Annotated in this window: 16 protein-coding genes; 7 read left to right on the top strand and 9 right to left on the bottom strand. The window is 29.6% G+C overall.

The window, feature by feature from the left end:
- Window positions 1-159: 159 nt before the first annotated feature.
- Complete coding sequence (locus RSA29_RS14955; protein WP_346944592.1) at window positions 160-723, bottom strand: class I SAM-dependent methyltransferase; 564 nt, start codon at window positions 721-723, stop codon at window positions 160-162.
- Between the two features lie 526 nt (window positions 724-1,249).
- Here RSA29_RS14955 and RSA29_RS14950 point away from each other — a divergent pair.
- Entirely contained in the window at window positions 1,250-1,909 is a 660-nt protein-coding gene (locus RSA29_RS14950; RefSeq protein ID WP_346944591.1) for a UDP-N-acetylglucosamine pyrophosphorylase, read from the top strand.
- 144 nt (window positions 1,910-2,053) lie between these two features.
- Here RSA29_RS14950 and RSA29_RS14945 read toward each other — a convergent pair whose 3' ends face one another.
- The 4 genes from RSA29_RS14945 to RSA29_RS14930 form a co-directional block, all read right to left on the bottom strand.
- Window positions 2,054-2,182, bottom strand: a complete 129-nt coding sequence (locus RSA29_RS14945; RefSeq protein WP_346944590.1) for a hypothetical protein — start codon at window positions 2,180-2,182, stop codon at window positions 2,054-2,056.
- Window positions 2,183-2,205: 23 nt separating this feature from the next.
- Window positions 2,206-2,328: a hypothetical protein gene (locus tag RSA29_RS14940; protein ID WP_346944589.1), complete on the bottom strand. Its 123-nt coding sequence runs from the start codon at window positions 2,326-2,328 to the stop codon at window positions 2,206-2,208.
- A gap of 529 nt (window positions 2,329-2,857) precedes the next feature.
- Window positions 2,858-5,104, bottom strand: coding sequence for an EAL domain-containing protein (locus tag RSA29_RS14935; protein ID WP_346944588.1), 2,247 nt, complete (start codon window positions 5,102-5,104; stop codon window positions 2,858-2,860).
- A gap of 158 nt (window positions 5,105-5,262) precedes the next feature.
- Window positions 5,263-7,167, bottom strand: coding sequence for a diguanylate cyclase (locus tag RSA29_RS14930; RefSeq protein WP_346944587.1), 1,905 nt, complete (start codon window positions 7,165-7,167; stop codon window positions 5,263-5,265).
- A 272-nt stretch (window positions 7,168-7,439) separates the two neighbouring features.
- Here RSA29_RS14930 and RSA29_RS14925 point away from each other — a divergent pair, with 272 nt between their 5' ends.
- From RSA29_RS14925 to RSA29_RS14910, 4 genes are all read left to right on the top strand, one after another.
- The gene (locus tag RSA29_RS14925; RefSeq protein WP_346944586.1) at window positions 7,440-8,927 is read left to right on the top strand and encodes a hypothetical protein; all 1,488 of its coding nucleotides are present in this window, start codon (window positions 7,440-7,442) and stop codon (window positions 8,925-8,927) included.
- 477 nt (window positions 8,928-9,404) lie between these two features.
- A complete protein-coding gene (locus tag RSA29_RS14920) occupies window positions 9,405-9,947 on the top strand; it encodes a hypothetical protein (protein ID WP_346944585.1) in 543 nt (180 codons plus the stop codon).
- Between the two features lie 124 nt (window positions 9,948-10,071).
- Window positions 10,072-10,296 (top strand): DUF1659 domain-containing protein, encoded by a 225-nt coding sequence (locus RSA29_RS14915; RefSeq protein ID WP_332486965.1) that lies wholly within the window; start codon window positions 10,072-10,074, stop codon window positions 10,294-10,296.
- A gap of 42 nt (window positions 10,297-10,338) precedes the next feature.
- The gene (locus tag RSA29_RS14910) at window positions 10,339-10,557 is read left to right on the top strand and encodes a DUF2922 domain-containing protein (protein WP_346944584.1); all 219 of its coding nucleotides are present in this window, start codon (window positions 10,339-10,341) and stop codon (window positions 10,555-10,557) included.
- Between the two features lie 125 nt (window positions 10,558-10,682).
- Here RSA29_RS14910 and RSA29_RS14905 read toward each other — a convergent pair whose 3' ends face one another.
- A complete protein-coding gene (locus RSA29_RS14905; RefSeq protein ID WP_346944583.1) occupies window positions 10,683-11,189 on the bottom strand; it encodes a hypothetical protein in 507 nt (168 codons plus the stop codon).
- A gap of 154 nt (window positions 11,190-11,343) precedes the next feature.
- Window positions 11,344-11,637 carry a hypothetical protein gene (locus tag RSA29_RS14900; RefSeq protein ID WP_346944582.1) on the bottom strand — a complete coding sequence of 98 codons (294 nt, stop codon included), beginning with the start codon at window positions 11,635-11,637 and terminating at the stop codon, window positions 11,344-11,346.
- A 137-nt stretch (window positions 11,638-11,774) separates the two neighbouring features.
- Between RSA29_RS14900 and RSA29_RS14895 the strand changes: the two genes are divergently transcribed.
- Window positions 11,775-12,737, top strand: a complete 963-nt coding sequence (locus RSA29_RS14895; protein ID WP_346944581.1) for a WYL domain-containing protein — start codon at window positions 11,775-11,777, stop codon at window positions 12,735-12,737.
- A 100-nt stretch (window positions 12,738-12,837) separates the two neighbouring features.
- Complete coding sequence (locus RSA29_RS14890) at window positions 12,838-13,464, top strand: type 1 glutamine amidotransferase family protein (protein ID WP_346944580.1); 627 nt, start codon at window positions 12,838-12,840, stop codon at window positions 13,462-13,464.
- Window positions 13,465-13,843: 379 nt separating this feature from the next.
- On the opposite strand, the gene RSA29_RS14885 is transcribed toward RSA29_RS14890, so the two are convergent.
- Together RSA29_RS14885 and RSA29_RS14880 are read right to left on the bottom strand one after the other, a co-directional pair.
- Window positions 13,844-14,365, bottom strand: coding sequence for a GNAT family protein (locus RSA29_RS14885; RefSeq protein WP_346944579.1), 522 nt, complete (start codon window positions 14,363-14,365; stop codon window positions 13,844-13,846).
- A gap of 160 nt (window positions 14,366-14,525) precedes the next feature.
- Entirely contained in the window at window positions 14,526-15,023 is a 498-nt protein-coding gene (locus tag RSA29_RS14880; RefSeq protein WP_346944578.1) for a hypothetical protein, read from the bottom strand.
- Window positions 15,024-15,454: the final 431 nt, after the last annotated feature.

The raw sequence follows: 15,454 nt of genomic DNA, 5'->3' as shown, positions 1-15,454 counted from the left end.
CCTATAAACTAGACACTTTTTTTATATGTGTCCGGTCTATAGGTACCATTTTATTACTCTTTATCTTTATTTTCTATTTCAATAATAGTCATGATAGAGTAATTGGCTAAATCTAATAGTGTATCTATAATGCTCTCGTCTTTTACTTCCGCATCCTCTTTATACCTTCCTTGCTAATATTCCTGCTGTATGATGATAATGAGGTTCGCCGTGTCCATTGTCTAAAATATTATCTTCAAAATACTTAATTTCTTCCCAATCTTCAAATAGCATTCTTAATTCATTATTCTTAAACCCTGTTACCCATGTACCTAACTTGCTAGAATAATATGTATCATCCTGTTTTGTCTCTGCAAGTTCACATTGATGCTTAAATGCACTGTCATTAATTGTGAATACTGTAATATACATATATCCACCTTCATGAACATTATCTTTTAGCCTTTGAATAACTTGAATTGAAGCCGCTTTGGTTAAAAAATTAAGTGCTCCACCTGTAGAAAGAACTAAATCATATTTGTTGCTATCATAATAGTCAAATACTGAAATAACCTCTGTCTCAATGTTCAAACCAATACTTGCAGCATTTTTACTTAAAAGTTTTAAACCTTCTTTTGATATATCTATAGCCTTTACGCTTATTCCTTCATTAGCAAGAAATATTGAATGCCTCCCGTTACCTGCTCCTACATCAAGACCTGTTTTAATTTTATGTTCTCTCACTAGGCTTATGATTGCTTCATCCTATTTCTCTAAATACCCATAAGTATCCGAATAAATTTTATTCCAAACATTCATTTTAATATCACCCATAAATATCCCCCCACAATGTTCAATTCACCATATAATACCATTATGACCAGTTATAACATATTTTGAAAATGCGTACCGTTTAAAATATGTTATAATTGGTTTATAATGTCATAGAGTTGCCACCTATAGAAGGATTTCAGAATAATAAGTATAGATGGGGATGTGTAATTTAGTTAAACCAGATAGTTGTTTTAAAGAAAAATTTATAAATATGAGTATTGATAACATGTGATCTTTATAATACAGGTTCAAAGAAAATCATTGAAAACAATGGAGGAAAATTAGAAAATACTATAATTTCTAAATAGACAGGTAAAAAAGTTTTAAGGTACTGGATAGAATTATAGCGGTTTGAAATTTCTACATCATCAAGAGTAAATTTGAAAACTGATGAAGAATTGTATTAAATGAAGAAATAAATTAGAGGAGGATTATAATGAAAATTTCTGTAAATGAACTATTAAACATTGAAGAATTAGATGCAAGAGCCATATTTAAAGGGGTTAAGTACCCTTGGGAAGCCCTTACAAAAATCAGGAATTTCATTTTTGAATACGCAAAAAGTCTGCCAAGCGATTTTGAAAGAATAGAGGAATTTGTATGGGTTGGCAAAGGCACTACTATAGAAAAAAATGTTCTTATAAAAGGTCCAGCGATTATAGGTTATAATTGCGAAATCAGGCATTCTGCTTATATTAGAGACAATGTTATCATTGGTAATGATGTTATAGTTGGAAACTCAACTGAAATTAAAAATTCAATCCTCTTTAACAAAGTGCAGGTTCCCCATTACAATTATGTTGGTGATTCAATATTAGGGTATAAATCCCATTTGGGGGCAGGTGCAATAACATCCAATTTAAAGTCCGATGGAACATTAGTAAAAGTAAAATACGGTACAGATATTGTTGAAACTGGTTTAAGAAAATTTGGTGCAATTGTAGGCGATTTAGCGGAAGTAGGCTGTAACTCAGTTTTAAACCCAGGGACAATAATAGGAAAAGATAGTATTGTTTATCCATTAAGTTCTATAAGGGGTTATATTCCAGAGAAGAGTATTTTGAAAAATAATGGTGAAATTGTAGAAAGAAAATAAAGTCAGGGAATCAGAATATCGTATTACTTCAGAAGTGATTTTAATGTGTTTTAATTCGTATTTTCCTTGAATTGCGAAGCAAAAATACCGCATATTCACTTTTGAATAGTACGGTATTTTAATTAATTCAATATTTAATTTTATCTACATAATATTATAATATTGCGTTACTTTCTTTTCTCTATGCTGATTTTCATAACAAGAGGTAAAAACTCTTATGCCAGCAAATACTAAAAGTCCAATAGCAATTGCTATAATAATTTTCTTCTTCATAAAACCTCCTCATATATCAAATATTAATTCCATCCAGTAATTCTATGCAATTGTGCTTCAAGTCCTGGACATAAATTCAGAATTACACCTGCTAATATCATTAAAATTACTACTAAAAATATTATCTTCACTATTTTATTCTTCATTTTTCTTCTCCTATTACATTAACTTCTAACATCAAAAATTTTAAATTATACTATATAATAATTCAAATAAAACACTTTCTAAATAATTATTTTGAATTAAATACAATTACGAGTAATTATAACATATTTTATAAATACCGTACTATTCAATTTTCAAAGATCAAATATTATTAATTGTTTCGCTTTACCTACAAATTAAATCTTAAGCTATAAACTAAATTTTATATTTGCCATTTAAAATTATCCGAATTTCTGTGTTTTTATGTTTTTATGTTTTTATGTTCTTACCTCCATGTAGCCTTAGAGCCAACAAGGTTTGAGTCCTCTAGGTAAAATGCTAATTTTAGGGCTATTTTTTATTTGAAATTTGTAACACCGCTTTCTTAAATCTTATTATGCTAGATTCTTCGAACCAGTGTTACAACTTTAATTTACCTGGTCAAGGAAATTTGTAACACTTAGGTTGATTAATTTTATAAATACCTGTTTTCAAAGGGCGTGAGCCACCTAATGAGCTATGAGCCTTTTATCATGGTAATACTTTATATGTAAAGTTCTCAAAGTCTTTCAATGGCATTGGCTTTGCAAAAATATAGCCTTGTCCATAGTCACAATGTAAGCATTTTAACATTTTTAACTGTTCATCCGTTTCAACGCCTTCACAAACAGTTTTTAACCCAAGATCTCTGCATAGGCTTATTACACTTTTTAATATTTTAAAGCTTTCTGGAATAACTGTGGCATGATCTATAAACGACTTGTCCAGCTTGATGATGTCAACTTTAAAATTTTGCAAAGTGCTAAGGGATGAATATCCAGTTCCAAAATCATCAATGGAAATCCCAATACCAAGTGCTCTAATTCTTTGGACAACAGTATAAATTGTTTCATAATCATTTACTGCCGTTGATTCTGTTATTTCAAGCTCTAGAATGTTGTAATCTATGTGGTATTTTTCTACTGTAGCAATTATAAAATCAATTAAATCCGTTTGATAAAGCTCAAATTTTGAAATATTAACAGCTACGGGAACAGGCTCATAACCTCTATCTATTAATTCCGCTAAGTCACTACAAGCCTTATCAAATACGAATCTACCAACCTGCAAAATTTGTTGGGTTTTTTCTGCAATAGATATAAATGTATCAGGGCTTACAAAGCCCATTTCATGGTGTTTCCATCGTACTAATGCTTCACAGGACACTACCTTTAAGTTATCTATATCAAATTTCGGCTGATAATATATCTCCAAATCCTTATTGCTGATAGCCTTTTTTAATTCATCAGCAATATATATTTCTTTTACTGAATTTGTCCATAGGCTGTCATTATAAATAGCATAACGAGTATGTCTAAGTGATTTTACACTCTTTTTTGCTAAGCTAAGTTTGTCAAAAACATTTTCAAAGGATTCTGTATTATCTTCTGGAAAATATATTCCAATGGAGAGTATAATTTCTTTTTGTTCTGAATACTTTTCATCGATATGTTTTAGAAATTCCTCAATCTTGTTAATGGTTTCTTCTTGAGTATTATAAAAATAAAATCCACCAAATATATCTGCTTTAAACCTACATACTACTGTATCTTCTCCAAATACTTCTTTAAAAAGTTCGCATATGTATAGTAAAACTTGATTACCATATTCGTATCCCAACTCATTATTTATAGATTTAAAATTATCTATATCTAAATAAATTGAACAACAGCTTAACGGCTTACAGTATATATGATTTCGATAAAAGTTATGGAATCCATTTTCATTAAAAACGCCACATAATTTATCATAATAAGCAATTTTTTTTAATTTTTCTTTAGCTTTATTTTGAGAATATAAAATATAACCCACTATTATCATATATATAAAAGCTAAAACTATCATAAAATCAACCAATTGAGTTATTAAATTTTGAGCATGTCCAAAAGCTGTTTCATAATTTATCACACTGACAATATTAAGTTCTTCTTTACAATATGATGACACGATAGGTGAAAATATAGCAAATCGCTTAACATCACTTGGTGTATTATATACAATGCTACCTGTTTGATTCTTTTGGATACTACTTATAATTTCTTCTCGATATTCATCATCATGAACTTTCATATCCATAAATAAATTCGACTGTATTTCACCCTCATTAGAATGAATAAGTACACGGCCATCATTACCCATAATATACTGATATCCTTCACCATCAAATAGCTGCAATCGTAAGATTTCAGCTAACAAATCAAATCTATAGGCACCATACAACACATTGGTTACAACCCCATTTGTATAAACAGGAACCGAAAAAACTAGAACAAGTTGGTCTGAGCCGCTTACATCGATTAAAGGCTCACTAATGGCATTACTACCTAGAATAGATTGTTTGTAGTACCAGCTTTCAGACATATCAAATGTGATATTATCCGACGTTATGGTTTGTCCGCTTACTTGTGATAATCCTATTCTAGAAAAGTCACTTTTTTCACACCAGGATTGTAATACAACTACTTTTTCTTCATCACTTAAATTATTTAAATCTGGTGCGCTTATTGAGAAAGCCTCTAAAATTTTGAGATTATCTTTAAATTTTTGATTAATTCTAATTGACGTTTGCTTGTTAAGCTCTTTTAAATTTGATTCAGTTTCTGACAATAGTTTTTTATTTGTATTTTCAATATAAATATTGAAAAAAACGTTAAACAGCCCTAAAAATGCAACACATATAATAAGGATGATAATAGCTCTCTTTTTCATATTATTACTCCTATCCAAATCCTTCTCCATTTTTTTCTTCTTAGTATTTTACCACTGAGTTATTTACAATAATCAAAGGATAAAATTACACAAAACCTATACAATGCAAAATTAATTTCTTATTTATACTATTTTTAAATTTAAATTTTTATCCAATTCAATATGTCTGGGTAGCTTCTTCAAAAGATTCAGCGAAGAATTCCTACCCCAAAGTCATCAATTTCACTACCAAAAACTGAATATCCATTTCTACCATTTCCTTTCGCTTTATATAAGGCTTTATCAGCACTTTCATACAGGGTTTCATATGTATTGTTTTCAGAGCTTGAGAAGGCAATCCCCATACTAATAGATATATTCATTTCTTCACCATTGTCTTTATAGTAATAATTTAGTGTTTGAACCATTTCTCTCGCTTTAATCATAACTGTGGTTTCATCACTAATATTTTTCATAAATACAATAAATTCATCTCCACCAATTCTACTCAGAATATCATCTTCTCTACAAAGAGATTTTACTGTATCTGATATTTTCTTTAAAACTTTATCTCCAGAAACATGTCCAAATTTATCATTTACATTTTTAAAATAATCAATATCAAATATTATAAATGCACTTTTATATCCATTATTTGCACTGGTTTTTAAATAGTCTGTTACCATATCTTTAGCAGTTTCTCTATTATACATACCAGTTAATCCATCATGCTCAGCCTTATTTAACAATTCTAACTGATTCAATTTACGCTCATTTATATTTTCAGTATATCCGACTGCCATTATATTATCTGTATAAGTGTCTTTAAATGTTTTTAATTGCAGCTTTGTCCATACATAGGTTCCATTAGTTAATAAGCGTCGATATTCTATAGTTAAATTCAAAATTCCACTAGTAAATAGCTCTAGCAAACTACTATTTTTCAGACTATTAACAACCCCTTGCCTATCTTCTGGATGAATGGCATAACTGGAAATTTTTGAAATTATTTTATCGCAATCCATACCTAATTCAATGCCATACCCTTCAAGCCATTTAATATTTCCATGTTTAAGTATATTTTTACTAACATTAACTTTCCAAGTTAGATCTGTATCCGACTTGAGTAGTTCAGTTATTTCTTGTTCATTTTTCAATATATGAAGAGTAGTTACATCACTTACGACCCCAATAGCACGAATAGGTTTTCCATTATCTAAAATGCTAACAAGTTTTGTGCTCATTATCATTTCTTTTCCATTACTATGTGTTTGTTTTGTAATGGCTTCAGCAGTGTTCTCACCCTCATCTATTTTTCTATAACATTCTTCAAGTATACTTCTATATTCTAAATTTTCAGTCCAACTATTTATTGCCGATAAAAGAGGTTGTGTTTCCTTCAACTTTAAACCTTTATTTTCTTTAGAATTCTTATATACTGAAACTTCCTTTTTTAATACATCATACTCAAACATGGATAAGCCAAATATTTTAACTGCAACTTCATATAAGTCTTCTTTCACCATAAGTTCTCTTTCGAAGTCCTTTTGTTTTTGAATATCAAAAAAAACAGTTTGTAATTTTTTCTTGCCCTTTTCATTTTCAACGATACTTCCACGCTCTAAAACCCAAAGTAAATTCCCATCCTTTTTCTTTATTCTATATTCCATTTCATATTCATCAACATGGTTATTAGCAATTTTATATATTATACTATTGTATTTATCCCTATCCTTTTCATATACAAACTCATCACTATATTTAGATACAAATTCATCACTTGAATATCCTGTCAAGTTGCAGGCACCATCATTTACATATATTATTGGTAGTCCATCCTCTAATGAATTTACTATAACTCCACCTTGAATTTTACTTGTAATGAAATCTAGTTGATTTTTAGCTTCAGAAATTTTTTTTATTTTATCGTCTTTAGTTTTTATTACCCATACAATTAGTGCTAAAATTGCTAATTGTGACAATACCATTACTATTGCAATAATTGATTTAACTTCTTTTTCATATGAATTATTGAGTGAAATAATAACTAAATAAAATGACAATAAAGTTAATAAAATAACTAATATATGTGTTTTGTTATTTTTCTTTTTCATATTTTCAAACATTTATTTTCCCTTTCTCAAAGTACAAAATAGCATGAAATTATTTTACTCACACCAAACTTTCTTTAGATATTTAAATCCCATACGCAAATTGTATTTCAAAACATAAATTACTAATTATACGTTTAACGTTATAACATACCTAATTTTACTTTTCTTGACTTTGTGTTTTGAGTATACTATAGTAACTATAAAATGAAAATATAGTCACACCATATGTCACTTATCAATAGTGTGACATATAGTGACAAGGGAGTGTATCTATGAAACAGCATGGTATCGGATTCTTATTAGATCTATTAGAAGTTTCACCTACTCAACTTGCGCTGGCTTTAAATGTCCATAGAACTTTAATCAGCAAATGGAAAAGTGGTGTTAGAAAGGTAGATGTAAACAACGATTACTTTGAAAAATTGATTGACTATTTGATTAATCGTAATGATAATTTAGGTGTAAGTACCCTAGAAGATTTTTTCGAAACTATATATGATTCTAAAATTGATTATGTTAATTCACAAGATATTTTAAGAACCTATGTGAAAAAATTTATTATTGATAATGAAATTAATGAACGACAATTTAAAGAAAATAAGAAAGTTGATGGTTCTTTGTATACTGCACCTGTATCAATTTATGAAGGGGAGGCAGGCAAGCAGAAAGCGGTATTAAATTTACTTGATATAGCTGATCAACAAAGAACTCCAGGAGTGCTAACTTTTCTTTATTGTGGTGTTTTTGACATATTTATGGAGGATGGCAAATTTAGAACTATTTGGCTTGAAAGGATATTAAAACTACTAGATAAGGGGTTTAAATTGCAATTGATATATTCTTCTTATCGAAATGCTAAAATAGTGTTAAATTTTGCTCCTCTCATTTTTCATGATAACTGTGAAATTTTATGTTATTCTAGTCCTCCAACTTTAAACAATACATTTTCAATTCATGCACTTGATAAGAAAATGCTTATCTTTGGACTAAGACATCACTTTGAAGTTAATTCCTGTAATTACTGTTCTGTTTTCCAAGATTCTTTATCTATTAAAGCTTATAGTAACATTGTAGATAAAGTAGTCTCAAAATCAATACCTACTTTTACAACTATGAAGACATCGGCGCTTTTAACTAGAGAAAAAAAAATGAATTATTATATTAATATTGATAAATTAATGCCTACTTATAACACTGCATACTACTATAATTCTATACCAACATGTTCATTTATGAGCGATGATCTTTTTTATGAGATTTTATGTAATTCTCTGTTATCAGAAAAACAAATTCAAGTTGAGTTTAAAAGATTTAAATTAAGGAAAAAAGCATTCTTAAAAACTATTGAACTTTGTGATATAGTTCATTTTTATCCCATCAATAACTTAATGAAATTAGCAGAGCAAAAGACTATAATATATGCAAAAGAAAACTCAGTAATCTGCCCACCATTGATAGTATCACAAGAACAATTTAAAAGGCATATGCATGATTTGGCAGATGGTGTTTTAAAATATCCTAATTTCAACATATGTTTAAACTCAGATAATCTTATACCTTCAATGCCTTCTGTGTATTGTTGGTGCAAAAAAAATGAACTTATTTTCCTTTTTGATACAGAGAACCCTACAAAACATCAGTCATGTACAGATGTGTCATTTGTTAATTCTATTGCTGATTTGTTTGAACAACATTTTTTGTATACCTCTAATGAGCTTAAGTCCAAAGAGAGTGTTGCAAATATGCTAAGAAATTTATAAATGACGTAATGATTGTAAATCTTTTAAAATATACATTGAAATAGTTGCTCTAAAATAGATTTTATCAATAAATTCTGACTGGTAATTAATATCCAAAATTACAACTCTAAAAAACATATAACATAAAGGTGCAATGTGCTTTATAGCTCTAATTGCACCTTTATTGCGTTGAATTCCTTTATACTCTTAATTCCCATGGACTATATAAATTGAAAATAATTTTCACATAAGCGTATAACCCTGTATGAACTAAAACAAAAAATTAAAGATGAAATTTTTGAATATATATTAGTTGTAATTAAAAATCAAGAATTCAAAATTTAAAATTGGAGTTGAAGGATTAAAACCCTTAATTATTTTTTAAAAATTACGTAAAAAACCAACATTTCCCTAGGAGCCTTAACCCTTGTGGGCTCTAAGGCTATATGGGGCTAAGAACATAAAAACATAAAAACACGGAAAGGAGGAGAATTTAAAATGGCAAATACAAAAATTAATTTTGGAGCTATGGGTGAGGCTGAGGTGATAAATAATTATGAACTTACTCAGGAAGATTTAAAAAATTCTGAGGAAGTTGAAGAGGATCATCTTGAAGAGGAAGATGATGAAGCTGAGAAATATATGAGTATTGCTCAGCTTAAATCAAAGATGAAAAAGAACTCCAGTGATTCAAAGAATATATCAAAGATAAAAAACAAATCCAGTGATTCAAATAATAGATTAATGAACAGGGAAGATAAGCTAAGAGATAAATCAATGAATACAAAAGAGGGGCCAATAAACAAATCGATTAATATAAAAAATGGCCCGAGAAATGCTCCAATGAATAAGATAGAGGTTAATTCTCCTAGAGAAAATTCAGGTCATAGTAGATCTCCTAGTAAACTTAATAAAAAGATGGGAAGACAGGTTGCATCTATTAATTCAGCTGGCAATGAATCTTTAAGAAGAACCTATTTAATCGAGATAGCCAATATAAAGCGACTTGAAGAGATAAAGGTGTATTTGCAAATGAAGTAATTCAGTATACGGACATAGTAAATAAAGCCATAGAGCATTACTATAGCTGCATGAAGATAGGGGATGACAAAAAATAATAAAGTAGCATATATATATTTATTAAAGCAGAAAGGAGTTGATTTTAATGAGCGTAACAAATGTTTTGAACTCTAAAACTATGGCTATTTACTTTGAAGACGGGAAAAAAATAGATGGGACACCGAATATAGTTTCACAAAGGTTCTCATCAGTAAGTGGACAAGCATCCGATGCTGCTATATATAATATGGCTGTAGTAATCGGTGCTGTAAAAATTAGTGCACCTGTTGAGATTAAAAAGCTGGAAGATTACTCTTTAAACCAAGAATAGTTCAGAAAGTGATTTATCAAATTTAGAAAGGAGGTATAACCCATGGAAAGAAAATTAGTGCTTACATTTAAAGACTCTACTGAGGCAAGATTTAACTTAATTGTAACTAAGGTAAAGGATAATGTTACTTTAGCTCAGGTTAATGCAATCATGGATCTTGCTATATCATCACAAGTTTTCCAAAGTAAAAAAGGACAATTAGTTTCTAAGTTAGAAGCCGTTGTTATAGATACTACAGAAACACCATACATCCTAGCCTAATACCAAGGAGAGCTATTAATATAGCTCCCAATGAAATAAGGAGCGAAGCGACTGAGTTTACTAAGCTGACCCGTTAAAATCACGGGTCAGCTTTAGTTATTTTCTATAGTATACAAGGATATTTCTTATAAACCCATTAAATGTAGGGTTATAATTTCCTTGTACATTTCAACATATTCTGAATAAGCAGCAGAGTTATCATCCATGTACACTTTTTTGGGTCCCCAGAGTATATAGGTAGCCTGGTCAGTAAATTCATAAGTTATTTTATTATATTCGCTAATAGGTGGTGAGTTTTTTCTATCTCTTATAGTGAAAAGAATGTTAGTGTTAGAATTTTGTTCTCCATTTTCTAAATAGTAAACATCGATACAATCTTCTTTTTCTTCTACCCCAAATTTGCCAGACCAGCTTTTAGGAAAAACGATTGAATAATTTAAGGTTTTATTTTCATATAAAAAAGAATTGTCAAATAGCTTAACCATTTGCTCCTCCATAATTAAGTCATAGGTTGCAAAATTATGTTCATAATCATATTTCCCAATAAAGTGTGAGGCTGTTAATGATAAGAAGCCGATAATAATAAAGAATAGTAAATTTTTCAGTAAGTGCTTTCTATTTTCAATTGCCACGTCTTCAATAATTACCTGGGGATTAGCAGTTTTAAATAGGGATATAAACTCCTTTACATCAACAGGTAGAACTGATTTTGGGACAAGGATAAAGGCTTGTTGCCCATGGCAGATCGTTATTCCTTGTCTTAATAGTCTTATTTTATCAATGTTTTTAAGCGGAAATGGTTATGGTGGTTTCATTAAGTTTATTTAAGTTATCTTTTACTTCTTTATTACAATGAAATATTAAAGCGATACCTTCTAACAGGATAGTAATAGCTAATACGGATAAATACACTGTTCCATTGAATAGTTTATTTTTACTTAGAATTAAAAATAAAAACAAGAAAACAAATATATTAACTAATAGCAATATAAGTGAAACATAAATTAAAATTGATTTTTTAAGACGTTTTTTATAGTAGTTGCAAAACCATGGGGTTTTAACAGACTTATAAGTATACATTTAAAAACTCCTTTCTTCATGTTGACTATAATATATATTTTAACATATATTAGGTTTTAGTCACTCAAAATAGAAAGTAATGATATTATATTTCTAAACAATAAAATTTAATTATTAACTAGATTAGGGGGCGCATTATGGCAAAAAATGATAATATGCTAGCAATTTTATGGATGCTGAATTCAGGTGCAAAAATAACTGCAAAGCAAATATCCGAAAGGTTAGAAATAAACATACGATCAGTTTATCGTTATATGGATGCACTTTGTGTTAGTGGTGTGCCAATAATATCGGAGCCTGGTCATAACGGGGGATATAGTTTACTTAACAATTTTATTCAAACACCCTTGTTTTTTGATATTGAAGAGAAAAAATCACTTTTGCATGCTGCCATTTTTGCAGTGGAAGCAGGATACCCCTTTATGGAAGCTCTAAATAGTGCAACATCAAAGTTAAAGATGTATTCAAATCAAGACCAAGAAAAAGTTCTCAATCGTCATTTAGTGGGATTTGAAGTAGTGAGTCGTATTTGCGATCCAGTTATGAAACCTATATTAATGAAGCTCGAGGAAGCAGTTGCAAATGAATGCTCTGTAGAAATTGAATACTGTACAGGTTATGAAGGCCATCCTAAACACAGGGTTGTTGATCCCTATGGGATGCTTTACTGGAACAATAAATGGTACACTATTGCATTTTGCCATCTTAGGAATGAAATTCGTAACTTTAGGGTAGATAGAATAGTAAATATCATAAGCACTAAAAATAGGTTTAAGCGGCCTGAAGATTTTTCAGCACGTGAGTTTTTTACAGAAAGCTTATTATCAAATGGGGAAAGCAAAGCAGGACTTTGCACTTTAGTAATTGAAGGCAAACCTGAAGCATTAGATGACCTTTGTGCACATTGGTTTTTAGGATATCATCTTATAGAACGAACTGAATGCAGAGGGGATTTTTTAATGGACAAAGACTCAATCCTTACATATGTTCCACATATTTTACTTCCATATGGTAAATCATTAAAGGTACTTGAACCAGATAGTTTTAAAGTTGCTATGGCAGAAACTCTTAGAGATTTGATGACTCATCATCTTAACTGACTGAGTTTGTCAGTTAAGATAATATATAATAAATCAAGATGGAGTTTGAAACCATCCTGTAATATATAGTAACAATAAAATGAATGTGGAGGAATAGAAAATGAAAAATACAGTATATCTTTATGTATTTGATACAATGGCAGATTGGGAAATAGGTTATTTAAGCACTGAAATCAATTCTGGAAGATACTATAAAAAGGGATTAATGCCTCTAAAAATAGTAACTGTAGGAATTAATAAGAATCCTATTACTACAATGGGAGGTCTAGAAATATTGCCAGAAATTGAAATTAAGGAGTGTAGTATTGAAGAGACAGTTGCTTTGATTCTACCTGGTGGGAATACATGGACAGAAGCAATTCATGCTCCCATTATAAAAATGGCTGAAGAATATTTAGAGAAAGGTATTGTTGTAGGGGCAATTTGTGGTGCTACAATAAGACTTGCTATGGAAGGCGTATTGAATAAACGACCGCATACAAGCAATGACTTGGGATATCTAAAAATGGTCTGCCCAAGCTATGATGGAGAAAAATATTATAAGCAAGAATGCGCTGTAACTGATAGAAGTTTGATTACTGCCTCTGGAATAGCGCCTCTTGAATTTACTTTTCACATATTGAAAATTCTAGAGGTGTTTTCACCACAAACCTTAGATTCTTGGTACAATCTATATAAAACTCAAGATGCAAAATATTTCCTTGAGTTGATGAGCTCGATTCAATAATAGAAAACTGCTAGTGTTAACTAATGAAGAAATGTGTTAATAAGGATTTTAGTATTTTTCAGTAAAAATACCTGCAACCTAAAAACTCCATCCAATATATCTTGGATGGAGTTTTTAGCAAGCTCAAGTCCCAATGTCCTTTCGCATTACCCCTGTTGTGAAAATTCTTCCAGGGACAAGGTTTCCTTGGGACTGCAGTTTAGGAAGGGTTAATTTGCAAATTTTACATCCCAGGGTAACTTACGAAAGAACGAATTAAATGAGTTTGCTATCCTCTTTATTTGCTTTACTATCATGTTTATCCATGACGTTTGCTACCATATATTCACTGCACTATTTCTACATCTAATAACATATATACTTAATATAGCTTAAATCTTTATCTAATCTTCTTTCTCATTCGAAGAATTTTATGATTCTCGTTTGCAATTTCACCTTCACATATATGAAATGTTTCAAAATTTGCTTTTTCATATACCTTAATTGCTCTTTTGTTGAATGCTGCAACACCACATCTAACATATTCACCTTTATAGTCATACTTTTTTACTGCAAAATTAATACATTCTAAAACAAAACTTAAGCCGAGTCCTTTTCCACACAATTTTGGTTTTAAGCCCCACCCAATCCACATTTCATAAATGTCTTGTGGACTGTTTCTAACTATTCTAGGTTCAACACAATTATCATCTTCTTCTTTGAAAAAGGCTATTGTTAACTCTCCAACGAGGTTATTTTCTTCATTCAAAACTGCAAATTTTTCTTCACCCCAATTTTCTTCATCTAACAAAAGTTCCTCTTCATTTATATAATTATATATATGATATTTTTCCCCATACTTCCAATTATTAATCATTTCGTTTGCGTATTCTAAATTCATTGCAACAAATTTAAATTTCATAATATCCCTCCATGTTATTTACGGTATAGTCAAAAATTTTACAAAATATTATTTTCACGCCATTTAATTTTTTACTATTAAATTCAATTTAAGAAGCAAGCTCAAGTCCCAAGTGTATGAGGTTGCTTAAAGCACCATAACATATGCTTATTACTAAAACCTAATTTTTAAGCAATGATATTAATTTAGAGCCATCACTTAGATGTCCAGCATAAGCCCCATAATACTTAGGATATTTTATTGGTATTATGGTCATAATAAATTGAATAAAATTACAGAAAGCTGAAAATGTTAATATTGATTTTAAAAGTTCACTTTGAATTTTTTTTGTTAATGCGAATAAAATTATAGAAATAACTAATGAGAGTATAGGCCCTCCAATGGTTATTAATGCCTTTTGATTCTTTGATATATTGATATCAGACCAGGTTACTATTCCTATAAATGGATTTAATGTTCTAAGACTTATAGTTAACTTACCTATAACCAGTGATTTTATAGTATTACCTCTATCGACACCTAAACTAATATTAACTATATCTTTGCTAAATATAATAGCCGGTATAGCATGCCCTACCTCGTGCATAATAGTAGTTAACTGAAAAACTAATAACATCACCATAATATTACAAGCTATATTGAGAATGTCTATCACCATTGTATCTCTCCTCTACCATTTATTGTTATAATCTATAATGTAATCACTTATATCTATCATACTTTCATCATGTGATATTCTAGAAGACATCCTAGCCGATTTAAATTCTGATAAAATCAAACTTATTCATTAGTACAACTGCTTCATATTTAGACTGTACCATTATGTTATATTAAAAATTTTGATTTGTTAAATCTCAAATAACACCATATTGGCTACTCAGCAATTAAATACATGCAAACTATTGAAAAAAATATAGTTTTATGTAATATTAGTATATAACATACAGTTTTTTTGAAATTTGTGTCTATATTGAACATTTTTAAATTGGAACTTTTTATGAAAGGTATTTTTATGAAAAATATAATAGGATTAAAAATCAAAAATATACGGAAGTGTAAATGTCTAATTCAGGAGGATTTGATTTGTGA

This window comes from Clostridium sp., from assembly GCF_036660475.1.
Classification (GTDB): domain Bacteria; phylum Bacillota; class Clostridia; order Clostridiales; family Clostridiaceae; genus Clostridium_J.
The sequence above is the reverse complement of the archived record's forward strand: the minus strand, read 5'-3'. Positions and strand labels throughout refer to the sequence as shown.